24 protein-coding genes are annotated in these 22,574 nt (G+C 61.9%); 6 read left to right on the top strand and 18 right to left on the bottom strand.

The window, feature by feature from the left end; all coding sequences use genetic code 11:
• The first annotated feature begins 19 nt into the window (after window positions 1-19).
• The 5 genes from dnaX to GIV35_RS17270 all read left to right on the top strand — a co-directional run bounded on the left by dnaX (window position 20) and on the right by GIV35_RS17270 (window position 5,649).
• Entirely contained in the window at window positions 20-2,095 is a 2,076-nt protein-coding gene (gene dnaX / locus GIV35_RS17290; RefSeq protein ID WP_236264497.1) for a DNA polymerase III subunit gamma/tau, read from the top strand.
• A 43-nt stretch (window positions 2,096-2,138) separates the two neighbouring features.
• Window positions 2,139-2,477: a YbaB/EbfC family nucleoid-associated protein gene (locus tag GIV35_RS17285; RefSeq protein ID WP_003193199.1), complete on the top strand. Its 339-nt coding sequence runs from the start codon at window positions 2,139-2,141 to the stop codon at window positions 2,475-2,477.
• Window positions 2,478-2,617: 140 nt separating this feature from the next.
• Window positions 2,618-3,652: an NADP-dependent oxidoreductase gene (locus GIV35_RS17280; protein WP_198716622.1), complete on the top strand. Its 1,035-nt coding sequence runs from the start codon at window positions 2,618-2,620 to the stop codon at window positions 3,650-3,652.
• A gap of 66 nt (window positions 3,653-3,718) precedes the next feature.
• A complete protein-coding gene (recR, locus tag GIV35_RS17275; RefSeq protein WP_014719453.1) occupies window positions 3,719-4,321 on the top strand; it encodes a recombination mediator RecR in 603 nt (200 codons plus the stop codon).
• Between the two features lie 179 nt (window positions 4,322-4,500).
• The gene (locus tag GIV35_RS17270) at window positions 4,501-5,649 is read left to right on the top strand and encodes an acyl-CoA dehydrogenase family protein (RefSeq protein ID WP_223023647.1); all 1,149 of its coding nucleotides are present in this window, start codon (window positions 4,501-4,503) and stop codon (window positions 5,647-5,649) included.
• A 109-nt stretch (window positions 5,650-5,758) separates the two neighbouring features.
• Here GIV35_RS17270 and GIV35_RS17265 read toward each other — a convergent pair whose 3' ends face one another.
• A complete protein-coding gene (locus GIV35_RS17265) occupies window positions 5,759-6,307 on the bottom strand; it encodes an adenine phosphoribosyltransferase (RefSeq protein WP_223023648.1) in 549 nt (182 codons plus the stop codon).
• 76 nt (window positions 6,308-6,383) lie between these two features.
• A complete protein-coding gene (gene fnr, locus GIV35_RS17260; protein ID WP_005790290.1) occupies window positions 6,384-7,118 on the bottom strand; it encodes a fumarate/nitrate reduction transcriptional regulator Fnr in 735 nt (244 codons plus the stop codon).
• A gap of 154 nt (window positions 7,119-7,272) precedes the next feature.
• On the opposite strand from fnr, the gene GIV35_RS17255 reads away from it, so the two are divergent.
• On the top strand, window positions 7,273-7,734 hold the full coding sequence (locus GIV35_RS17255) for a hypothetical protein (protein ID WP_044275063.1): 462 nt from the start codon (window positions 7,273-7,275) through the stop codon (window positions 7,732-7,734).
• Window positions 7,735-7,740: 6 nt separating this feature from the next.
• Here the strand turns inward: GIV35_RS17255 and hemN are convergent, their stop codons facing one another.
• The 16 genes from hemN to ccoN (GIV35_RS17175) form a co-directional block, all read right to left on the bottom strand.
• On the bottom strand, window positions 7,741-9,123 hold the full coding sequence (gene hemN, locus GIV35_RS17250; protein WP_105227741.1) for an oxygen-independent coproporphyrinogen III oxidase: 1,383 nt from the start codon (window positions 9,121-9,123) through the stop codon (window positions 7,741-7,743).
• Between the two features lie 103 nt (window positions 9,124-9,226).
• Window positions 9,227-9,910, bottom strand: coding sequence for a sulfite exporter TauE/SafE family protein (locus GIV35_RS17245; protein ID WP_223023649.1), 684 nt, complete (start codon window positions 9,908-9,910; stop codon window positions 9,227-9,229).
• Window positions 9,903-10,115, bottom strand: a complete 213-nt coding sequence (ccoS, locus tag GIV35_RS17240; RefSeq protein WP_014719448.1) for a cbb3-type cytochrome oxidase assembly protein CcoS — start codon at window positions 10,113-10,115, stop codon at window positions 9,903-9,905. Before ccoS ends, GIV35_RS17245 begins: the two co-directional genes overlap by 8 nt.
• A gap of 22 nt (window positions 10,116-10,137) precedes the next feature.
• Window positions 10,138-12,582, bottom strand: coding sequence for a heavy metal translocating P-type ATPase (locus tag GIV35_RS17235; protein ID WP_105227737.1), 2,445 nt, complete (start codon window positions 12,580-12,582; stop codon window positions 10,138-10,140).
• Between the two features lie 115 nt (window positions 12,583-12,697).
• The gene (locus GIV35_RS17230) at window positions 12,698-13,237 is read right to left on the bottom strand and encodes a FixH family protein (RefSeq protein WP_105227735.1); all 540 of its coding nucleotides are present in this window, start codon (window positions 13,235-13,237) and stop codon (window positions 12,698-12,700) included.
• A gap of 14 nt (window positions 13,238-13,251) precedes the next feature.
• Window positions 13,252-14,655 (bottom strand): cytochrome c oxidase accessory protein CcoG, encoded by a 1,404-nt coding sequence (ccoG, locus tag GIV35_RS17225; RefSeq protein WP_034128398.1) that lies wholly within the window; start codon window positions 14,653-14,655, stop codon window positions 13,252-13,254.
• Window positions 14,656-14,862: 207 nt separating this feature from the next.
• A complete protein-coding gene (locus GIV35_RS17220; RefSeq protein ID WP_034128399.1) occupies window positions 14,863-15,273 on the bottom strand; it encodes a type II toxin-antitoxin system VapC family toxin in 411 nt (136 codons plus the stop codon).
• Entirely contained in the window at window positions 15,273-15,527 is a 255-nt protein-coding gene (locus GIV35_RS17215; protein WP_034128400.1) for a type II toxin-antitoxin system Phd/YefM family antitoxin, read from the bottom strand. The genes GIV35_RS17220 and GIV35_RS17215 overlap by 1 nt, the downstream gene beginning before the upstream one ends.
• A 167-nt stretch (window positions 15,528-15,694) precedes the next feature.
• Window positions 15,695-16,672, bottom strand: coding sequence for a cytochrome-c oxidase, cbb3-type subunit III (gene ccoP, locus GIV35_RS17210; RefSeq protein WP_014719444.1), 978 nt, complete (start codon window positions 16,670-16,672; stop codon window positions 15,695-15,697).
• Window positions 16,669-16,854 (bottom strand): CcoQ/FixQ family Cbb3-type cytochrome c oxidase assembly chaperone, encoded by a 186-nt coding sequence (locus GIV35_RS17205; RefSeq protein WP_003193169.1) that lies wholly within the window; start codon window positions 16,852-16,854, stop codon window positions 16,669-16,671. Before GIV35_RS17205 ends, ccoP (GIV35_RS17210) begins: the two co-directional genes overlap by 4 nt.
• Before the next feature lie 5 nt (window positions 16,855-16,859).
• Window positions 16,860-17,468, bottom strand: coding sequence for a cytochrome-c oxidase, cbb3-type subunit II (gene ccoO, locus GIV35_RS17200; protein WP_003193167.1), 609 nt, complete (start codon window positions 17,466-17,468; stop codon window positions 16,860-16,862).
• On the bottom strand, window positions 17,468-18,910 hold the full coding sequence (ccoN, locus tag GIV35_RS17195; RefSeq protein ID WP_014719443.1) for a cytochrome-c oxidase, cbb3-type subunit I: 1,443 nt from the start codon (window positions 18,908-18,910) through the stop codon (window positions 17,468-17,470). Before ccoN (GIV35_RS17195) ends, ccoO (GIV35_RS17200) begins: the two co-directional genes overlap by 1 nt.
• Before the next feature lie 417 nt (window positions 18,911-19,327).
• Complete coding sequence (gene ccoP / locus GIV35_RS17190) at window positions 19,328-20,275, bottom strand: cytochrome-c oxidase, cbb3-type subunit III (RefSeq protein ID WP_054897851.1); 948 nt, start codon at window positions 20,273-20,275, stop codon at window positions 19,328-19,330.
• On the bottom strand, window positions 20,272-20,472 hold the full coding sequence (locus GIV35_RS17185) for a cbb3-type cytochrome oxidase subunit 3 (RefSeq protein WP_003193161.1): 201 nt from the start codon (window positions 20,470-20,472) through the stop codon (window positions 20,272-20,274). Before GIV35_RS17185 ends, ccoP (GIV35_RS17190) begins: the two co-directional genes overlap by 4 nt.
• Window positions 20,473-20,475: 3 nt before the next feature.
• Window positions 20,476-21,084 carry a cytochrome-c oxidase, cbb3-type subunit II gene (gene ccoO / locus GIV35_RS17180; RefSeq protein WP_003193159.1) on the bottom strand — a complete coding sequence of 203 codons (609 nt, stop codon included), beginning with the start codon at window positions 21,082-21,084 and terminating at the stop codon, window positions 20,476-20,478.
• A gap of 10 nt (window positions 21,085-21,094) precedes the next feature.
• Complete coding sequence (gene ccoN / locus GIV35_RS17175; RefSeq protein ID WP_034128402.1) at window positions 21,095-22,519, bottom strand: cytochrome-c oxidase, cbb3-type subunit I; 1,425 nt, start codon at window positions 22,517-22,519, stop codon at window positions 21,095-21,097.
• Window positions 22,520-22,574: the final 55 nt, after the last annotated feature.

The raw sequence follows: 22,574 nt of genomic DNA, 5'->3' as shown, positions 1-22,574 counted from the left end.
CCAGTTGCGACGGTTTTCGATGAGTTATCAGGTTCTTGCACGTAAATGGCGCCCGCGCTCGTTCCGCGAAATGGTCGGCCAGACCCATGTGCTCAAGGCTCTGATCAATGCCTTGGACAGCCAACGGCTGCACCACGCCTACCTGTTCACCGGTACGCGCGGGGTGGGCAAGACCACGATTGCGCGCATCATCGCCAAGTGCCTGAATTGTGAAACCGGTATTACCTCGACGCCTTGTGGCACCTGTTCGGTGTGCCGTGAGATCGACGAAGGGCGTTTCGTCGACCTGATCGAGATCGATGCCGCGAGCCGAACCAAGGTCGAAGACACCCGCGAACTGCTGGACAACGTGCAGTACGCGCCGAGCCGTGGCCGCTTCAAGGTCTACCTGATCGACGAAGTGCACATGCTGTCCAGCCACTCCTTCAACGCCTTGTTGAAAACCCTGGAAGAGCCGCCGCCCTACGTCAAGTTCATCCTGGCCACCACCGACCCGCAGAAACTTCCGGCAACGATTTTGTCGCGGTGCCTGCAGTTCTCCCTGAAAAACATGACCCCCGAGCGTGTGGTCGAGCATTTGACCCATGTGCTGGGCGTCGAGAACGTACCGTTCGAAGACGACGCGCTGTGGTTGCTGGGCCGCGCCGCTGATGGTTCGATGCGCGATGCCATGAGCCTCACCGACCAGGCTATCGCGTTTGGTGAAGGCAAGGTCATGGCCGCCGACGTGCGCGCCATGCTCGGTACCCTGGACCACGGCCAGGTGTTCGACGTGCTGCACGCGCTGATCGAAGGCGACGCCAAGGCGTTGCTCGAAGCGGTGCGCCACCTGTCGGAGCAAGGCCCGGACTGGAATGGCGTGCTCTCGGAAATCCTCAACGTATTGCACCGCGTCGCCATCGCCCAGGCCCTGCCGGAAGGCGTGGACAACGGCCATGGCGACCGTGATCGCGTATTGGCCCTGGCCCAGGCCTTGCCGGCCGAAGACGTACAGTTCTACTATCAGATGGGCCTCATCGGTCGCCGCGACCTGCCCCTGGCACCCGACCCTCGGGGTGGCTTTGAAATGGTGCTGCTGCGCATGCTGGCATTCCGGCCGGCAGATTCGGCAGACGCACCGAGACAGCCGCTAAAGCCAGTGGGGATCAGCCAGGCCACAGTTGATTCCGCCAAACCAGTGGCTGGCGCGGCCGTTGTCGCGCCAGTAGTTACTGCGCCTGCGGTTGCTGTGCCTGAGCCGGTTGCGCCGGCACCTGAGCCTGAACCTGCGCCGGTTGCCGTCGCACCGGTGGTCGAGCCCGAGCCGGTCATCGAGCCCGAGCCCGTTGTCGACTTGCCTTGGAATGACCCGGTCGAAGCGCAAGTAGAGCCCGAGCAACAGCCCGCCGTGGAGCCCGTGCTGGAAACCACCGGCGAGCAACCCGAGCTGACACCGATGCCTGCGCCGACTCCGGACAGCGTGGTGCCGGATGCCCCTGAGTGGGTATCGGCCCCTGTTCCTGAACCGACGGTCGCCCAGGTCGACGCGGCCACTCCCGGCATTGACCTGGACGACGAACCGCCGCTGGACGAAGACTACATCGAGCCGGACATGGATTCGGCCTACAGCTACCTGGACGATTTGGCCAGTGAGCACACCGCAGAACCTGCGCCCGAGCCCGAGGTAGAGCCTGCCGCGGCTCCGGCTACCGGCCTGGCCCTGCAATGGCTGGAATTGTTTCCGAAATTGCCGATCTCCGGCATGACCGGCAGTATCGCCGCCAACTGCACCCTGATTTCCATCGAAGGCGACCACTGGCTGCTGCACCTGGACCCGGCCCATAGCGCCTTGTTCAACGCCACCCAGCAGCGCCGGCTCAACGATGCGCTCAACCAGTACCATGGGCGCACGCTGACCATCGCCATCGAGCTGATCAAGCCCGAGCAGGAAACCCCGGCCCAGGCAGCGACCCGTCGGCGCCTTAACCGCCAGCGCGAGGCCGAGGACTCGATCCACGCAGATCCGCTTATCCAACAAATGATGCAACAGTTCGGTGCGGTCGTCCGCCACGATACTATTGAACCTGTCGAAGCCCCGGTGCCCCAAGCGTCATGACACCGGGCTACTCATTGATCCACGTACTTTTGAGGTGATTCCCATGATGAAAGGTGGCATGGCCGGCCTGATGAAGCAGGCGCAGCAGATGCAGGAAAAAATGGCCAAGATGCAGGAAGAGCTGGCCAACGCCGAAGTCACCGGTAAAGCCGGTGGCGATATGGTCAGCGTGGTGATGACCGGTCGTCACGACATCAAGCGTGTCAGCATCGACCCAAGCGTATTGCCGGGCGTGGGTGAAGATGACCTGGAAATGCTCGAAGCGCTGTTCGCCGCAGCCGTCAACGACGCTGTGCGCAAGATCGAAGCCAACAGCCAGGACAAAATGTCCGGCGTGACCGCTGGCATGCAACTGCCACCGGGCATGAAACTGCCGTTCTGATACACGCTTTAGCTAGACTCAAATGCCAGGCATCGCGCCTGGCATTTTTTTTGGCCGGTCGAAACATCGAACCCCAGGCCTTCACCGATGGTCTGCACCCTATACCGTTGAAACCACTCACCGATAAAGGAGCCCCGCTGATGCCTCAAGAAATGACGCTCAACCAACGCATCGTTCTGGTCTCACGCCCTCAAGGCGCACCCACGCCCGAAAACTTTCGCCTGGAACGTGTGAGCCTGCCGGACCTGGCAGACGGTCAGGTGTTGCTCAAGACCCTGTACCTGTCCCTGGACCCCTACATGCGTGGACGCATGAGTGATGCGCCTTCCTACGCCGCGCCCGTGGAAATCGGCGAGGTGATGACCGGTGGGGCTGTCAGCCGTGTCGAGCAATCGCGCAACCCGAAATTCGAAGTGGGCGACCTGGTGGTCGGCGCCACTGGCTGGCAAAGCCACTGCATTTGCGAAGGCCATAACCTGATCCCGCTGCCCAAGGGGTTGCCGAGTCCGTCGATGGCCTTGGGCGTACTGGGTATGCCGGGCATGACGGCCTACATGGGCTTGATGGATATCGGCCAGCCCAAGGCCGGGGAAACCCTGGTGGTGGCGGCTGCGTCTGGCGCGGTGGGGTCGGTGGTGGGCCAGGTGGCCAAGCTCAAGGGCTTGCGCGTGGTGGGCATTGCCGGTGGCGCAGACAAGTGCCGCTACGTGGTGGATGAGTTGGGCTTTGACGCCTGTATCGACCACAAGAGCGAAGATTTCGCCCATGAGCTGGCCCTGGCCTGTTTCAAAGGCGTGGACATTTATTTCGAAAACGTCGGCGGTAAAGTCTTCGATGCCGTGCTGCCTTTGCTCAACCCCAAAGCGCGCGTGCCGCTGTGCGGGTTGATTGCCGGTTATAACGCCCATGAAACGCCCAGCGGCCCTGACCGTTTGCCGGCCCTGCAACGCACCTTGCTGACCAAGCGGGTGCGCATCCAGGGCTTTATCGTGTTCGATGACTACGGCGACCGCCAGCCGGAGTTCCTCAGTGCCATGGCGCCTTGGGTGCGCGAGGGCAAGATCAAGTTCCGCGAGGACGTGGTCGACGGCCTGGAGCAGGCGCCCGAAGCCTTTATCGGCCTGCTCGAAGGGCGCAACTTCGGCAAGTTGGTGGTGCGCGTCGCGCAGGATTGAGTATTTGACGCTAATCCGGGGCGCGGGTATAAACCGCGTCTCGTTGTTTTGTCGGACCCTTCGCCCATGAGCTTCAGCCCCCTGATTCGCCAACTGATCGACGCCTTGCGCACTTTGCCCGGCGTCGGCCAGAAAACTGCCCAGCGCATGGCGCTGCAACTGCTGGAGCGTGACCGCAGCGGCGGCACCCGCCTGGCCCAGGCCCTGAGCCAGGCCATGGAGGGCGTGGGCCACTGCCGCCAGTGCCGCACCCTCACCGAAGAAGAACTCTGCCCGCAATGCGCCGACCCACGTCGCGACGACACGTTGCTGTGCGTGGTGGAAGGGCCGATGGATGTGTACGCCGTGGAGCAGACCGGTTACCGCGGGCGTTACTTTGTGCTCAAGGGCCACCTGTCGCCGCTCGACGGTTTGGGGCCGGAAGCCATCGGTATCCCGCAATTGGTGGCACGAATCGAAGAGCAGGGCACCTTTACCGAAGTGATCCTGGCAACCAACCCGACGGTGGAAGGTGAAGCCACTGCGCACTACATCGCCCAGTTGCTGACCAATAAAGGTTTGATTACTTCACGGATCGCCCATGGCGTACCGTTGGGTGGCGAGCTGGAATTGGTGGACGGCGGCACCCTGGCGCACTCGTTCGCAGGCCGCAAACCCATCGCGCTCTAAATGTGGGATCTGGCTTGCCTGCGATAGCATCACCACGGTGTAACTGAAAGACCGAGGCGCTGGCATCGCGGGCAAGCCCGGCTCCCACCTGGGTCTTGTGTGACGGTAAAAAATGTATTCGGCTTGATAACCAAGCAAGCGCTTGGTAAGTTCGCTCCATCCCGCCATGGAGCTTGCCGATGTCTGCCTATCAGGAATACTTCGACCCCAGCCACCAATTGGTCCGCGACAGCGTGCGCCGCTTCGTCGAACGCGAGATGTTGCCCGGCATCGAGCACTGGGAGGAAGCGGAAAGTTTTCCCCGCGAGCTTTACCTCAAGGCCGGTGCGGCGGGCATCCTGGGGATCGGCTACCCCGAGGCGCTGGGTGGCAGCCACGAAGGCGATCTGTTCGCCAAGGTCGCCGCCAGCGAAGAGCTGATGCGCTGCGGCTCCGGTGGCGTGGTGGCAGGGCTCGGCTCCCTGGATATCGGCCTGCCGCCCGTGGTGAAGTGGGCGCCGCCAGCGCTGCGTGAGCGGGTGGTGCCGCAAGTGCTGACGGGCGAGAAGATCATCGCCCTGGCGGTCACCGAGCCCAGCGGCGGCTCGGATGTAGCCAACCTGCAAACCCGCGCCGTACGTGAACGCGAGCATTACCGCGTGAGCGGCGCCAAGACCTTTATCACCAGCGGCACTCGCGCTGATTTCTACACCGTTGCCGTGCGCACGGGCGGGCCGGGCTTTGGCGGTATCAGCCTGCTGCTGATCGAAAAAGACACCCCGGGTTTCACCGTCGGCCAGCCACTGAAGAAGATGGGCTGGTGGGCATCGGACACCGCCGAGTTGTTCTTCGACGATTGCCGCGTGCCGGTGGGCAATCTCATCGGCGTCGAGAACATGGGCTTTGCCTGCATCATGGGCAACTTCCAGAGCGAGCGCCTGGCCTTGGCCCTCATGGCCAACATGACGGCACAGCTGGCCCTGGAGGAAAGCCTCCAGTGGGCCGCCCAGCGCGAAGCATTCGGCAAACCCATCGGCAAATTCCAGGTGCTCAAGCATCGCCTGGCGGAAATGGCTACCGCCGTGGAGGTTTCCCGCGAGTTCACCTATCGCCAGGCCGCGAAGATGGCCGCCGGCAAAAGCGTGATCAAAGAGATTTCCATGGCCAAGAATCTGGCCACCGATACCGCTGATCGGGTGACGTATGACGCGGTGCAGATATTGGGCGGCCAGGGGTATATGCGTGGCAGCCTGGTGGAGCGGCTGTATCGCGATAACCGGATTTTGTCGATTGGTGGCGGGACGCGCGAAGTGATGAATGAAATCATCAGTAAGCAGATGGGGTTGTAAACCGGGGTGTTCTTTCGGGCCTCATCGCGGGCAAGCCCGGCTCCCACAGGAGAATGCATTCCAAGGTGGGAGCCGGGCTTGCCCGCGATGGCGTCAGTACTGACGACGCTTATTTCTCGGTCAGCCCGAACTGCGTCAGGCAAAACGTCGGAATCCCCATATCGGCCAACCGCTGCGAGCCACCCAGCTCCGGCAAATCAATAATCGCCGCCGCCTCAAAAATTTTTGCCCCCATGCGCCGCACCAGGTTCGCCGCCGCAATCAGGGTGCCGCCGGTGGCGATCAGGTCATCGAACATCAGCACGGAATCGCCTTCGCACAGGCTGTCGGCGTGCACTTCCAAAAAGGCTTCGCCGTACTCGGTCTGGTAACCCTCAGCCAGCACGTCCGCCGGTAGCTTGCCTTGCTTGCGGAACAGGATGAGCGGCTTGTTGAGTTGGTAAGCGATGATCGAGCCGATCAGGAAGCCACGGGCATCCATTGCACCGATATGGGTGAAATCGGCTTCGACATAGCGTTGGGCAAAGCTGTCGGCCACCAGGCGCAGGGCGCGGGGCGATTGGAACAGCGGCGTGATGTCACGGAAGATCACCCCAGGCTTGGGGAAGTCGATAACGGGGCGAATCAGGGATTTGATGTCGAACGAATCAAAAGTCATCGTCGAGGAGTCCAGGGCGGAAAACGGACTCGAAGTATACCTGCGGCCTCGCCGATTGGCGCGGCCGCAGCCTGGATCAGACCTCCAGGGAACCGCCAGCCAATGCACACAGCTGGATCGGGTCGAGGATATGCACTTCCTTACCCTCGGCGGCAATCAACTGGTTCTGCTGGAAACGGGTAAACACGCGGGACACGGTCTCCACTGCCAGGCCCAGGTAATTACCGATCTCATTGCGCGACATGCTCAGGCGGAACTGGTTGGCCGAGAACCCACGGGCGCGAAAGCGTGCCGACAGGTTAACCAGGAACGTGGCGATGCGCTCGTCGGCGGTTTTCTTCGACAGCAGCAGCATCATTTGCTGGTCGTCACGAATCTCGCGGCTCATCACGCGCATCAACTGGCGGCGCAATTGCGGCAGTTGCAGGGCCAGTTCATCCAGGCGCTCGAAAGGAATTTCGCACACCGACGTGGTTTCCAGGGCCTGGGCCGACACCGGATGAATCTCGGTGTCCATTCCCGACAGCCCGACCAACTCACTGGGCAGGTGAAAACCGGTGATTTGCTCTTCGCCGCCGTCGCTGAGGCTGAAGGTCTTCAATGCGCCCGAGCGTACTGCATAGACGGAATCAAACTTGTCGCCCTGGCGAAACAGAAACTCGCCTTTTTTCAGTGGGCGGCCGCGTTTGACGATGTCGTCCAGCGCATCCATGTCTTCCAGATTCAACGAAAGTGGCAGGCAGAGGGGGGCCAGGCTGCAATCCTTGCAATGGGCCTGGCTGTGAGCGCGCAGTTTGACTGGCTCGGACATTTCTTAAATCCTTGTGGGAAAACACACATAAGACGTAAGGGTAACGCACTGGGGGGCACGGAGGCCAGCCTGTACGAAAACCTGTCGCGAGGTAAAGATTTGCCCGAAACGGCCGATAGCACTGCCATCGAATACCAACACGGTGGCTCAGACCATGTTATCCCTCAGTACACAACTGGCTTCACGCACCCAGATCCAGGCACTGCCCGAAACCAAGAAGGCGGCCGCGACCGATGCTGCTGCGGTTGCGCCGACGGATGAAGCCAAGCCTGCGGTGTCAGTGACCATTTCCGGCGCTGCGATGAAAGCGGCGGCGGCTGAGAAAACCTCAAACAGTGATATCGACGACAGTGGCTTGGCGGACAACGTCAAGAACCTGCTGAAGATGATCCGTGAGATTAAAAAGCAAATTGCCGAGAAACAGGCCGAGATGGCTGCGGTGATGGCCGACAAGACCCTCAGCCCGGAACAGGCCCGCGCCCGACTCTCTGGCCTGCAATCGGCCTTGAGTGGGCTGCAAGCCAGCCTGACCAGCGCCCAGGCATCCCTTGCCAAGGCCATGAAAGACATGAGCGCCGGTGATGCGGTCAAGGCCGCCAGCCTGGCCATGAAGTAAAGGCCTTCAGATAACCCGCGAAAACCGCTGCCTGTTCTGGTGCTCCAGGTACGCATCGAACACCATGCACACCGAGCGCACCAGCAAGCGCCCGGCCGGCAGTACGCGAATGCCCTGAGCGTCCAGTTCGATCAAGCCATCATCGGCCATTGTCTGCAATTGCGGCCATAACTCGGCAAAATAGCCGCGAAAATCGATGTTGTACGCCTGTTCGACCCCCTCGAATGCCAGGCTGAAATTGCAGATCAACTGCTGGATCACATCCCGTCGCAACCGGTCGTCCGTAGTGCAGACCAGGCCGCGGCTGGTCGCCAGTTGCGCGCCCGCCAAGGCATTCTGGTACTGGTTCAGGTCACTGCTGTTCTGGCAATACAGGTCGCCGATCTGGCTGATCGCCGAGACCCCCAGCCCAATCAGGTCGCAATGCCCGTGGGTGGTGTAACCCTGGAAGTTGCGCTGCAGCTTGCCTTCTTCCTGGGCCACCGCCAGTTCGTCGTCCGGCAGCGCAAAGTGGTCCATGCCGATGTAGCGGTAACCGGCCTGGGTCAGCTGTTCGATGGTGGTTTGCAGCATCAGCAGTTTTTCTGCCGGCGAGGGCAGGTCGTCGGTGTTGATCCGCCGCTGGGGCATGAAGCGTTCCGGCAGGTGCGCGTAGTTGAACACCGACAGGCGGTCAGGCTGCAAGCGGATAACTTCCTCCACGGTGCGCGCAAAGTTCAACGGCGACTGCTTGGGCAGGCCGTAGATCAGGTCGATATTGATCGAGCGAAATTGCAAGGTGCGCGCTGCATCGATCACGGCGCGGGTTTCCTCCAGGCTTTGCAGGCGGTTGACCGCCCGTTGCACGTCGGGGTCGAGGTCTTGCAGGCCGATGCTCACGCGGTTGAAGCCCAGTTCGCGTAGCAGGCCCATGGTGGCCCAGTCGGCTTCGCGCGGGTCGATTTCGATGCCGTAGTCGCCCGAGTCATCATCCAGCAAATTGAAATGCTGGCGCAGGCGTGTCATCACCTGGCGCAGTTCATCGTGGCTGAGAAACGTTGGCGTACCGCCGCCGAAATGCAGTTGCTCAACGGGTTGCTGCGGGTCGAGGTGGCAGGCCACCAATTGGATCTCCTGCTCCAGGCGCTGCAGGTAGGCCTGGGCGCGCCCCCGGTCCTTGGTGATCACCTTGTTGCAGGCGCAGTAGTAGCAAATGTTGGCGCAGAAGGGTACATGCACGTACAGCGACAGTGGCCGCACGGCCTTGCGGCTGTCACGCAGGGCGTGGAGCAGGTCGAAGGTGCCGACCTGGCTGTCAAATTGTACGGCGGTGGGGTAGGACGTGTAGCGCGGCCCCGCCAAGTCGTAGCGGTGAATCAGATCTGTGTCCCAACGAATGGCGTCGAGCATGCGGGCGGTCCCCCGGATTGGCTAATGGGCCGAGTCTAGGGGCAGGGCGGTGCAGCCATCTTGATTTGCATCAACGGGGAGCGGCGCTATGCCACAGGGCCTGTTAATGCCCCATTAGCCAGTGCTGATGAGGGCCGGGCAAGGTCCAGAGGCCGAAGATCATCACCAGCACCCCACCGGTCACCCGCACGCTGCGCTTGCGCAATAACGCCGTCACCCGTTCGGCGGCCAGCCCGGTGGCCAGCAGCACCGGCCAGGTGCCCAGCCCGAACGCCAGCATCAGCAAGGCGCTGTCCAGTGCATTGCCCTGGCTCGCCGCCCATAGCAGGGTGCTGTAGACGAGCCCGCACGGCAACCAGCCCCACAGCGCACCCAGCAACAAGGCGCGGGGCAGGCTGGACACCGGCAGCAAACGGTTGGCCACCGGCTGCAGATGCCGCCACAGGCCGCGCCCCAGGTTTTCGATACGGGTGAGGCCGCTCCACCAGCCGGCCAGGTACAGGCCCATGCAGACCAACAGCAGGCCGGCGAGCACCCGCATGAACATCGCCGCCGGGCTGTTGGCCACCGCCCAGCCGGCCAGGCCGATCAATAAACCGGCGGTGGCATAGCTGAGGATGCGCCCCAGGTTGTACGCCAGCAGCAGGCGAAAACGGCGGCTGCGTTGTTCCTTGGGGATCGCCAGGGTCAGTGCGCCCATCAGCCCGCCGCACATGCCCAGGCAATGGCCACCACCGAGCAGGCCGAGGATCAGCGCCGAGACCAGCAAGGGCACCAGCTCAAGCATGAGGGGGCTCTTTGGGCGCTTGCTCGGGGTTGTTGGCTTCATCGATGGCGGCCAGGTGGTTCGGGTCCTGGTCGTCGAACAGCACGCTGTGGGCCGGGCCATCGAGGTCTTCGTACTGGCCGCTGTCCACGGCCCAGAAGAAGATGTAGATGGCCACGCCCACTAACAGCAGTGCTGCCGGAATCATCACATAGAGAGCTGGCATCTGTACTCCATGCCCACGCGGCTCAGGCCGGCAGCGGGCGGGTTGCTGGGGCGGTACCCGGGGCTTGCGCGCTCGGCAGGCGAGTCAGGCGCAACGCGTTGAGTACCACGGTCAACGAACTGAGGGACATGCCGATGGCCGCCCAGATCGGAGTGATCCAACCCAGGGCGGCGAACGGCAGCATAAGGCCATTGTACAACCCGGCCCACAACAGGTTCTCGATGATCACTCGGCGGGTGCGCCGCGCGAGGCTGAAGGCCTGCACCAGCGCATCCAGGCGGTTGGACAACAGCACCGCATCGGCGCTGGTTTTCGCCAGGTCGGTGGCCGAGCCCATCGCCACACTGATATCGGCAGCAGCCAACACCGGCACATCATTGACCCCATCGCCCAGCATCAGCACTTTGCGACCTTCCTTGTGCAGGTTTTGCAGTACCTGCAGCTTGTCGTCAGGGCGCAGGCTGCCGTGCGCTTCGTCGATACCCAGCTCAGAGGCGACACTGGCTACCATCGGCGAACTGTCGCCGGAGAGCAACAGCGTGCGCCAGCCCCGCGCCTTGCATGCGGCCAGCAAGGCGGGGGCGTCGCTGCGCAGACGGTCGTCGAGTACGAACCAGGCCAGCGCCCCGCTGCGGTCGCCCAGCAGCAGCCATTGCCCGGCTTCGTCCGGCGAGGCGGGAATCGCGCAGCCACTGAGTTCACAGACAAAACCCGGCTGGCCGATGCGCAACAGACGTTCTCCCACACGACCCTCCAGGCCCAGGCCTTGCGTGCTCAGCACTTCATCGGCGGCCAGCGGCGCACGGCCGAAGGCACGGGCAATCGGGTGTTCGGAGCGGTTCTCCAGGGCGGCGGCAAGGCCCAGGCATTGGTCGCTGTCCAGCGCGCCGAGGGGCCGGATGGCGCGCAACGCCAGGCGCCCTTCGGTGAGGGTGCCGGTCTTGTCGAAAATCACCGTATCAATCTGGTTCAGGCCCTCCAGCACATGGCCGCGGGTCAGCAGTAACCCGAGACTGTGCAAGGTGCCGGTGGCGGCGGTAAGGGCGGTGGGCGTGGCCAGCGACAGGGCGCACGGACAGGTCGCCACCAGCATCGCCAGCACAATCCAGAACGCCCGTGTGGGGTCCAGCTCCCACCACAGCAGGCCGATCAGTGCGGCGGCGATCAGCGAGCACAACAAGAACCACTGCGCAGCGCGGTCGGCGATCTGCGCCAGGCGCGGCTTCTCGGCCTGGGCGCGCTCCAGCAGGCGCACGATGGCGGACAGGCGCGTGTCATGCCCCAGGGCGCGTACTTGGACGGTCAGCGCGCCTTCGACATTCAGCGTACCGGCCGTGACGCTGTCACCCGTGCGCCGAGGTTGCGGCAGGTACTCGCCGGTCAGCAGGGATTCATCGATGCTGGATTGGCCGTCGAGAATCACGCCATCCGCCGGCAGCACCGCGCCGGGATGCACCAGTACACGCTCACCCACTGCCAGTTCACTGAGCAGGATGCGTTCGCTCTGGCCGTCGTCCTTGAGGCGCAGGCAGGAGGCGGGCAACAGGTTGACCAGTTGGGCGGTGGCTGCGGCAGTACGCTCCCGGGCGCGGCGCTCAAGGTAGCGTCCGGCCAGCAGGAATAGGGCAAACATGCCCACGGCATCGAAATACAACTCGCCTACGCCAGTGATCGCCGTCCAGATGCCGGCCAGGTACGCGCCGCCAATCGCCAGGGACACCGACACGTCCATGGTCAGGTGGCGCGTGCGCAGGTCACGCAGGGCGCCTTTGAAGAAGGGCGCGCAGCTGTAGAACACGATGGGCGTGGTCAGAAACATCGCGACCCAGCGCAGGATGACGTGCAGTTCCGGGCTCAGGTCGATATTGAATTCCGGCCAAGTGGCCATGGTTGCCATCATGGCCTGGAACCACAGCAAGCCGGCGACCCCCAGTTGTCGCAGGGCCAGGCGATTCTCGCTGGCCAATTGTTCGGCGGCGCGGTCGGCCTGGTAAGGGTGGGCGGCGTAACCGATATGGCGCAGCTCGCTGAGCAGTTGGCTCAACGGCAATTGCCCATCGGCCCAGCGCACGTGCAGGCGGTGGTTGGACAGGTTCAATCGCGCTTCGGCCACGGCGGGCAGGCTGCGCAGGTGTTTCTCGATCAACCAGCCGCAGGCGGCGCAACTGATGCCTTCCATCAGCAGGGTGGTTTCGGCCAGGTCGCCTTGATGGCGGACAAAGGGTTTTTGCACATCGGGGCGGTCGTACAGCGCCAGCTCGTCCACCAACTGCACGGGCAGCGCCTCGGGGTTGGCCGAGGCTTCGCTGCGGTGTTGGTAATAGCTTTCCAGCCCGCCGGCCACTATCGCCTCGGCCACGGCCTGGCAGCCCGGGCAGCAGAGTTCGCGGCGTTCGCCGAGGATCTGGGCGGTGAACCGGCTTCCGGAGGGGACGGGTAGGGCGCAATGGTAGCAGGGGGTGGTCATGGTTCGAGGTCTTTGGTGGCTGGGAGGGCCTCTTCGCGGGCAAGCCCGCTCCCACAGGGGCACGCGGTGTCCTTGTGGAAGCGGGCTTGCTCGCGAAGCGCGGAGCGCAGGTTGTTTATTTTCTCAGGTCCTCGGCGCCCTGCAACGGTTCGTCACCCAGCAACAAATCCTTGTCATGGCTGACCTCTTCTTCTTCGAACAGGCGCCAGGTGTTGCCGCCTTCCACGCCAAGCAGTTCCACGAAACGGCGACCTTCGACCTTGTCGGTGACCTGGCCGATGTAGCGGCCGGGCTCGCTGTCGCTGCGGGTGAGGTTGATCTTGCGATCCTTCTCTGGCTGGGTCGGGGAGATCAGGTTCAGCTCCAGGGTATCTGGATTGCTGTAGCCAGTCAGTTGCAGCTCGACCTCGCCGGTCAGTTCGTCCAGGTGCAGCTTGCCGCGCAGTTGCAGGGTCTGGGCCAGGCGTTCGCGGTCCAGGGAACGGTTGATGCCTTTGCCGGCCTCGTAGTAGTTGTCGTTGACCAGGTTGTCCGGGTTGTTCACTGCGATGGTCACCATGGACAAGGTCAGGGTCACCGAGCAGGCCAGAATCGCGATGATGATCCAGGGCCAGAGGTGCTTGTACCAAGGGCTGGCGGCAGTAGTTGCGGGCATGCGTATGTTCCCTGTTAACGGACTTGTGGGCCGATGAATCGGCTCTTGGCTTCAATATGGACGCTGGTGTCATCGGCGTCTTCGAGGATGAAGGTCACCTCGTTGGTGCTCGACGGCAACTGCTCCGGCGCACTCGACAACTCCACCGGCATGCTGACGATATCGCCGGCGGCCACTTTGATTTCGCGCCGGCCTTGCAGCTTGAGGTCCGGCAGGCCAGCGGCGTCGAGCACGTAGGTGTGGTCGCGCTGGTCTTTGTTCATGATCTTCAGGCTGTAGACGTTTTCGATGCGCCCTTCGGCATTCTCGCGATACAGCACGCGGTCCTTGCTGACGTCGAAACCTACCAGAGAGCGCATGAAGAAGGCGGCCACCAACAGGCTGATCATCGCCAGCAATACCAGCGCGTAACCGATCAGGCGCGGGCGCAGCTTATGGGTTTTCTGCCCCGAAAGGTTGTGTTCGGTGGTGTAGCTGATCAGGCCGCGTGGGTACTCCATCTTGTCCATGATGTTGTCGCAGGCATCGATACAGGCGGCGCAACCGATGCACTCGATTTGCAGCCCGTCGCGGATATCGATACCGGTAGGGCACACCTGCACGCACATCGTGCAGTCGATGCAGTCGCCCAGGCCCTGGGCCTTGTAGTCGGTACCCTTTTTACGTGGGCCACGCACTTCGCCACGGCGGGGGTCATAGGACACGATCAAGGTGTCCTTGTCGAACATCACGCTCTGGAAGCGCGCATAGGGGCACATGTAGATGCACACCTGCTCACGCAGCCAGCCGGCGTTGCCGTAGGTGGCGAGGGTGAAGAAACCCACCCAGAAATACGACCAGCCATCGGCCTGGCCAGTGAAAAAGTCGAACACCAGTTCGCGAATCGGCGAGAAGTAGCCGACGAAGGTGATGCCGGTGGCAAAGCCGATCAGCAGCCACAGGCTGTGCTTGCTGAACTTGCGCAGGAATTTGTTGGCGCTCATGGGCGCCTTGTCGAGCTTGATGCGTTGGTTGCGGTCGCCTTCGGTGACCTTTTCGCACCACATGAAGATCCACGTCCACACGCTTTGTGGGCAGGTATAGCCGCACCACACGCGCCCGGCGTATACGGTGATAAAGAACAGGCCAAATGCCGCGACAATGAGAATGCCCGATAGCAGGATGAAATCCTGGGGCCAGAACGTTGCGCCGAAAATAAAGAATTTACGCTCCGGCAGGTTCCACCACACCGCCTGGTGACCGCCCCAGTTCAGCCACACCGTGCCGAAGTACAACAGGAACAGAGCGGCACCGCCGACCATGCGCAAGTTGCGGAACAAGCCAGTGAAGGCGCGGGTGTAGATCTTCTCACGCGAAGCGTAGAGGTCGACGGTCTTGGCAGGCGGGGTAACGTCATGTACCGGTATCTGGTCGCTCATCATTGCATCCCACGGCGGTGGAGATTTGCCTCGGCCAGTACGTGCCAGCCGGGGTCAAATTAAGGGTGTTGCAGTGGCCTAATGATACGCCCCCGATGGTGCGCAAAGGGTGCGACCTTTGGTCGCGTTGGGGGAAATCAATTGATGGTGTACGTGACCTGGATCAATTGACTTGGCAAGTATGGACGGTTTTTGTCGGTAAGCCGGTCATTCGTCCCATGGATTGATCAGTGCAACGCCGCTCGATTGGAAGTCGCTGATGTTGCGCGTGACGACGGTGAGCCCATGAACCAGCGCGGTAGCGGCAATCAATGAATCACTTTCGTTGGCTCGGTCGGGTACATGCAAGTGTGCGCAACGCAACGCGACTGCTGCATCGACGGGCAGGATTCTGGCATCAAAGGCGGGCATCACATGACGCTTGAGCCAGGCTCTCAACACCTTCCCCTGCGCCGGGTCTCGCCGCTCAATTCGCAGGACTCCGGTTTCCAATTCCTTCAGCGTGATCGCCGAAATAAACATACGTGGCGCCACCACACTTTTTGCCCACGCCACGACATTCGCATCAGCCTGAGGTTTACGCAGTTCAGAGATCACATTCGTGTCGAGTAAATACATCAAGAAAAGTCCACGGGGCGATGAATGATCACGGCACGTTCAGTTTCGAAGTCGATATCGGCCGCTTCCGGCATCACCAAAAGATCAACGATGTCGGCGTTCAGACCTGTCAGCTTCTGGTAGTCCTCAATGCTTAGCAGTACATGGGCAGGCTTGCCGCGATCAGTGATAAAAACCGGCCCTTTGCGGGCGGCTTTTTTGGCACCACTTGTGTCTTGATTGAATTCGCGGCTGGAGATGGTCGTGATGGTCATGGGGTGGGTCCCCCTTCGCTGGACTTAATGTAGTTACGTTACTACCTTGCGAATGCGTGCGGCAAGGTTGAGGCTACGAACGGTAGATTTGGCTTTGGAAGGTTCGCAGTTGAAACAAAAAAGCCCCGCCAGCATTCGCTGCGCGGGGCTCCATTGTTTCAGAGGTCTTACTGCTCCTCAGCCTTCTTATCCCCATGAGACAAGCTATACACATACGCCGCCAGCAAATGCACCTTGTCATTGCCCTGCAACTGCTCCTGCGCCGGCATCTGGCCCTGGCGGCCGTAACGGATGGTCTGCTGCAGTTGCGCAAAGCTTGAGCCGTAGATGAACGCACCCGGATGCGTCAGGTCGGGTGCGCCCATGGCTGGGGTGCCTTTACCGGCCGGGCCGTGGCAGGCCACGCAGTTGGCGGCGAAGAGTTTTTCACCGTTGGCCACATCGGCCTTGGCGCCTTCCGGCAGTTTGCGGCCATCGAGCTGGGTCACCACAAAGCCTGCTACGTCAGCCACGCCTTGCTCGCCGATGACTTCGGCCCAGCCTGGCATCACCGCGTGGCGGCCCTTCATGATGGTTTCCTTGATGGTGTTGGGTTCGCCACCCCAGCGCCAGTCGGCGTCGGTCAGGTTGGGGAAACCGTAGGCGCCCTTGGCGTCGGAGCCGTGGCACACCGAGCAGTTGGAGGCAAACAGCCGACCGCCCATCTTCAAGGCTTGCGGGTCCTTGGCGACTTCTTCAATGGGCATCGACGCGAATTTGGCGAAGATCGGCCCGAACTTGGCCTCCGACCTGGCCATTTCCTTTTCCCATTCGTGCACGCCGGTCCAGCCGGTCTGGCCGTTGGCGAACGGGGTTTGCTTGTCGTTGTCGAGGTAGTTGTAGCCTGGTAGCAGGCCCTTCCAGTTGCCCAGGCCAGGGTAGAGCACCAGGTAACCAAGGGCGAAGACGATGGTGCCGACAAACAGCATGAACCACCACTTGGGCAGCGGGTTGTCGTACTCCTCGATGCCGTCGAACGAGTGGCCGACGGTCTCGTCCGTCTGTTCGGTGCGCTGGCCCTTGCGGGTCGACAGCAGCAGCCAGGTCAGGGCGAAGATGGTACCCAGACTGAGGACTGTGACGTACAGACTCCAGAACGTAGTCATTCTTTGTTACTCCTAGAAGCTTGCTCGACGTGCTTGATGGCTTCGGGGTCATCTGCGAAGGGCAGCATGGTCGCGTCGTCAAACTCCGACTTGCGCCGTGGGCTGAACACCCACAACGCCAGGCCGATAAAGGCCACCATCACCACAACGGTGCCCAGGCCACGAATCATCCCGATATCCATGAAGGTCACCGTTTGCTTTTGATGATGGTGCCAAGGCCTTGCAGGTAGGCCACCAATGCGTCCATTTCGGTCTTGCCCTTCACGGCGGCGGCCGCACCGGCGATGTCTTCGTCGGTGTAGGGCACGCCCAGGGTGCGCAAGACTTCCATCTTCTTCGCGGTGTCCTTGCCGTCGAGCTTGTTTTCCACGAGGAACGGGTACGCCGGCATTTTCGACTCAGGCACCACGTTGCGCGGGTTGTACAGGTGCGCACGCTGCCAGTCATCGGAGTAACGCCCACCCACACGGGCCAGGTCCGGGCCGGTGCGTTTGGAGCCCCACAGGAACGGGTGGTCCCACACGCTTTCACCGGCGACCGAGTAGTGGCCGTAGCGTTCGGTTTCGGCGCGGAACGGGCGGATCATCTGCGAGTGGCAGCCCACGCAACCGTTGGCGATGTAGACGTCGCGGCCTTCCAGTTCAAGGGCGGTGCGCGGCTTCATGCCTTCGACCGGCTTGTTGGTCACGTCCTGGAAAAACAGCGGGACAATTTGGGTCAGGCCGCCGATGCTCACGGCGATGACCATGAAGAAGGCCAGCAGGCCGATGTTCTTCTCGACTACTTCATGCTTCATCAGTGAGCTCCCACAACGGCGATCTTGGCGGCGGCTTCGGCTTCTACAGGGTCGCTGGCACGTACGGTGCGCCAGACGTTGTAGGCCATCAACAGCATGCCGCTGGCAAAGAACGCACCGCCCAGGGCACGTACGATAAAGCCCGGGTGGCTGGCTTGCAGCGCTTCGACGAAGGAGTAGGTGAGGGTGCCGTCATCGTTGATCGCACGCCACATCAGGCCCTGGGTGATGCCGTTGACCCACATCGAGGCGATGTAGAGCACGGTGCCGATAGTGGCCAGCCAGAAGTGCGCGTTGATCAGCCCGACGCTGTGCATCTGCACGCGGCCGAACAGTTTGGGGATCATGTGGTACAGCGCGCCGATGGAGATCATCGCCACCCAGCCCAGCGCCCCGGCGTGTACATGGCCGATGGTCCAGTCGGTGTAGTGGGACAGCGAGTTGACGGTCTTGATCGCCATCATCGGACCTTCAAAGGTCGACATGCCGTAGAACGCCAGGGACACCACCAGAAACCGCAGGATCGGGTCGGTGCGCAGCTTATGCCAGGCGCCCGAGAGGGTCATCATGCCGTTGATCATGCCGCCCCAGCTTGGCGCCAGCAGGATGATCGACATCGCCATGCCCAGGGACTGTGCCCAGTCCGGCAAGGCGGTGTAGTGCAAGTGGTGAGGGCCGGCCCAGATGTACAGGGTGATCAGCGCCCAGAAGTGCACGATGGACAGGCGATAAGAGTAGATCGGGCGCTCGGCCTGCTTGGGCACGAAGTAGTACATCATCCCCAGGAAACCGGTGGTGAGGAAGAAGCCTACGGCGTTGTGGCCATACCACCACTGGATCATCGCGTCCGTTGCGCCGGAATAGGCCGAATAGGACTTGAACAGGTTCACCGGCAGGGAGGCGTGGTTGACGATGTGCAGCATCGCCGTGACCACGATAAAGGCCCCGTAGAACCAGTTGCCCACGTAGATGTGCTTGGTCTTGCGCTTGACGATGGTGCCGAAGAACACCAGGCCGTAGGTCACCCACACGATGGCAAGCAAAATGGCGATCGGCCATTCCAGCTCGGCGTATTCCTTGGTGGTGGTGTAGCCCAGGGGCAGGCTGATGATGGCGCCGACGATGACCGCTTGCCAGCCCCAGAAGGTGAAGGCGGCGAGGCCATCGGAGATCAGTCGCGTCTGGCAGGTGCGCTGCACGACATAGTAGGAGGTGGCAAACAGTGCACATCCGCCGAAGGCGAAGATCACCAGGTTGGTGTGCAGTGGGCGCAGGCGGCCGAAAGTCGTCCAGGGCAGGTCGAAATTCAATTGCGGCCAGACCAGTTGCGAGGCGATGAACACCCCGAGCCCCATGCCAAGGATCCCCCAGACCACCGTCATGATGGCGAACTGGCGGACTACCTTATAGTTATAAGCAGTCGGACTGATTGCTGTGCTCATTCTAAGGTTCCACGGTTTAGGTTTTTTTATAGGTAAAATCGGCCGCAAGTATGTAGAAACCGAGGGGCCATTGCAACGCAATGGCTGACCTGTATCAATACGTTCCACGCCAGATTCTGCGCCCTTTCCATGTTTGGTGTAAGGATAAAGACCGAAATAGAAAGCTGATCAAGTGGACAGGAATTTTAGGGGGCGCAACGGATACCGTCGCCTACGCCAGAATTGCTCCACTGTGGGAACAAGCGTAGACCCGAATAGGAGGAGGGGAAAGTTGGGTTTGGAAGGGGTGCGACACTTGGTCGCGACTTATGCCTGTGGCGAGGGAGCTTGCTCCCGTTGGGCTGCGCAGCGGCCCCAAAATCGTGGGAGCGCTTCGCACTCCAGCGGGAGCAAGCTCCCTCGCCACAGGTAGAGCTTTTACTGCGGTTGGCTGTCTGGCGTTGCGCCTTCAGCGTTATGGGACAGGCTGTACACGTAAGCCGCCAGCAGGTGCACCTTGTCATTGCCTTGCAGCACGTCCTGGGCCGGCATCTGGCCCTGGCGACCATGGCGGATGGTCTGCTGCAACTGCGCCAGGCTGGTGCCGTAGATAAAGCCGGCAGGCTCGGTCAGGTTGGGCGCACCCATGGCTTCCACGCCGTGACCTTGCGGACCATGGCACGCCACGCAAGTGGTGCTGAAGGCGGCTTGGCCGGCGGCCAGGTCGGCGGTGTTGTCGGCGGGCAACGGCAGCTTGGCCAGGTCGTGACGCACATAGGCGGCGACGTTCTTCACCCCGTCCTCGCCCAGCACTTCACCCCAGGCCGGCATCGCCGCGTGGCGACCGTTCAGGATGGTGGCCTTGATGGCCTCGGCCGAACCGCCCCAGCGCCAGTTGTTGTCGGCCAGGTTGGGGAAGCCGTAGGCGCCCTTGGCGTCCGAGCCGTGGCACACCGCACAGTTGGAGGCAAACAGGCGACCGCCCATCTTCAACGCTTGCGGGTCCTTGGCGACTTCTTCCACCGGCATGGCCGCGAACTTGGCGAAGATCGGCCCGAACCTGGCGTCGGCCTTGGCCATTTCCTTGTCCCATTCCTTGGTCTGGGTCCAGCCGTCTTCATAGCCCGGCAGTACGCCTTTCCAGTTGCCCAGGCCCGGGTAGAGGATCAGGTAGCCGACGGCAAACACCAGGGTGCCGGCGAACAACATGAACCACCACTGGGGCAGCGGGTTGTCGTATTCCTCGATACCGTCGAAGGCGTGGCCCATGGTCTGGTCGACGCTGCCCTTGGTCTCGCCCTTGCGGGTGCCGACCAACAGCCAGGTCAGGCCGATCAGGCTGCCCAGGGTCAATACGCAGATCCATGTACTCCAGAACGTAGTCATGGCCGAGTGCTCCTTGTGGCTGGCTCTGCTTGAGCGTCGGGTGGGGAAGGTTCATCGGCAAACGGCAGCAGGCGGGCCTGCTCGAATTCCGCATTGCGGCGGTTGTTGAATACCCACAGCGACAGGCCGATAAAGGCGATGGCAACCACCAGCGTACCCAGGCCGCGGATGGTGCCCGCATCGAATTCAAATCCCATGGCTCACCTCTTGCTCTTGATGGCAGTGCCGAGCACTTGCAGGTAGGAAACCAGCGCGTCCATCTCGGTCTTGCCCTTGAGGCTGGCGACTGCGCCATTGATGTCGTCGTCGGTGTACGGCACGCCGAGGGTGCGCATCACTTTCAACTTGGTCTCGGTGTGGCTGCTGTCGACGGCGGCGGTGACCAGCCAGGGGTAGGCCGGCATTTTCGACTCTGGCACCACGTTGCGCGGGTTGTACAAGTGAGCGCGGTGCCAGTCGTCCGAGTAGCGCGCGCCGACGCGGGCCAGGTCCGGCCCGGTACGCTTGGAGCCCCACAAGAACGGGTGGTCCCACACGCTTTCGCCGGCCACCGAATAGTGGCCGTAGCGCTCGGTCTCGGCGCGGAACGGGCGGATCATCTGCGAGTGGCACTGCACGCAGCCTTCGCGGATGTAGATGTCGCGGCCTTCCAGTTGCAGCGCGGTGTAGGGCTTCATGCCTTCGACCGGTTTGTTGGTCACGTCCTGGAAGAACAGCGGGACGATCTGCGTCAGGCCACCGATGCTCACGGCGAGCACCATCAGCAGCATCAACAGGCCGACGTTCTTTTCAATCGTTTCGTGTTTCATCATCGACTCCTCAGGCCATCTGCGCGGCAGCGGTGACTTCGGCAGGTTGCGCCGAACGCACGGTGCGCCATGTGTTGTAAGCCATCAGGAACATGCCGCTGAGGAAGATCGCACCGCCCACCAGACGCACGATGAAGCCTGGGTGGCTGGCCACCAGGGTTTCGACGAAGGAGTAGGTGAGGGTGCCGTCTTCGTTGACCGCACGCCACATCAGGCCCTGGGCGATGCCGTTGACCCACATCGAGGCGATGTAGAGCACGGTGCCGATGGTGGCCAGCCAGAAGTGCGCGTTGATCAGGCCGAGGCTGTACATCTGCTCGCGACCGAAGACTTTCGGGATCATGTGGTACAGCGCGCCGATGGAGATCATCGCCACCCAGCCCAGCGCCCCGGCGTGTACGTGGCCGATGGTCCAGTCGGTGTAGTGGGAGAGGGCGTTGACGGTCTTGATCGCCATCATCGGGCCTTCGAAGGTCGACATGCCGTAGAAGGCCAGGGAGACGACGAGGAAGCGCAGGATCGGGTCGCTGCGCAACTTATGCCAGGCACCCGAGAGGGTCATCATGCCGTTGATCATGCCGCCCCAGCTTGGCGCCAGCAGCACCAGTGACATCACCATGCCCAGGGACTGCGCCCAGTCCGGCAAGGCGGTGTAGTGCAAGTGGTGAGGACCGGCCCAGATGTACAGGGTGATCAGCGCCCAGAAGTGCACAATCGACAAGCGATAGGAATACACCGGACGCTCGGCCTGTTTGGGCACGAAGTAGTACATCATGCCGAGGAAGCCCGCAGTCAGGAAAAAGCCTACCGCGTTGTGCCCATACCACCACTGCACCATGGCATCCGTCGCACCGCCGTACAGCGAGTAGGACTTGGTCAGGCTGACCGGGATTTCCAGGTTATTGACGATATGCAAAATGGCCACGGTGATGATGAACGCGCCGAAGAACCAGTTGCCCACATAGATGTGCTTGGTCTTGCGTTTCATGATCGTGCCGAAGAACACGATGGCGTAGGCGACCCAGACGATGGTGATCAGGATGTCGATCGGCCATTCCAGCTCGGCGTATTCCTTGGAGCTGGTGTAGCCCAGTGGCAGGCTGATGGCGGCCAGCAGGATCACAAGCTGCCAGCCCCAGAAGCAGAACGCGGCGACTTTCGGCGCGAACAGCTGCGTCTGGCAGGTGCGTTGCACCGAGTAAAAGGAGCTGGCGAACAGCGCACAGCCACCGAACGCGAAAATCACCGCGTTGGTGTGCAAAGGGCGCAGGCGGCCGAAGCTGGTCCAGGGCAAATCGAAGTTGAGCGCAGGCCAAACCAATTGGGCCGCGAGAAAAACCCCGAGCCCCATGCCGACGATGCCCCACACCACCGTCATAATGGCGAATTGGCGGACCACCTTGTAGTTATAGGCGGTACTTAAAGTAGTGTTCATGGTTCCCCATCCACGGTTCAACCCAAGCAAGTGCAGCACTTGGGCTGGAGTTATA

This window comes from Pseudomonas sp. PA-1-6B (assembly GCF_021609545.1).
GTDB classification, from domain to species: domain Bacteria; phylum Pseudomonadota; class Gammaproteobacteria; order Pseudomonadales; family Pseudomonadaceae; genus Aquipseudomonas; species Aquipseudomonas fluorescens_BV.
Note: the sequence above shows the minus strand (reverse complement) of the source record. Positions and strands in the feature narration are given on the sequence as shown.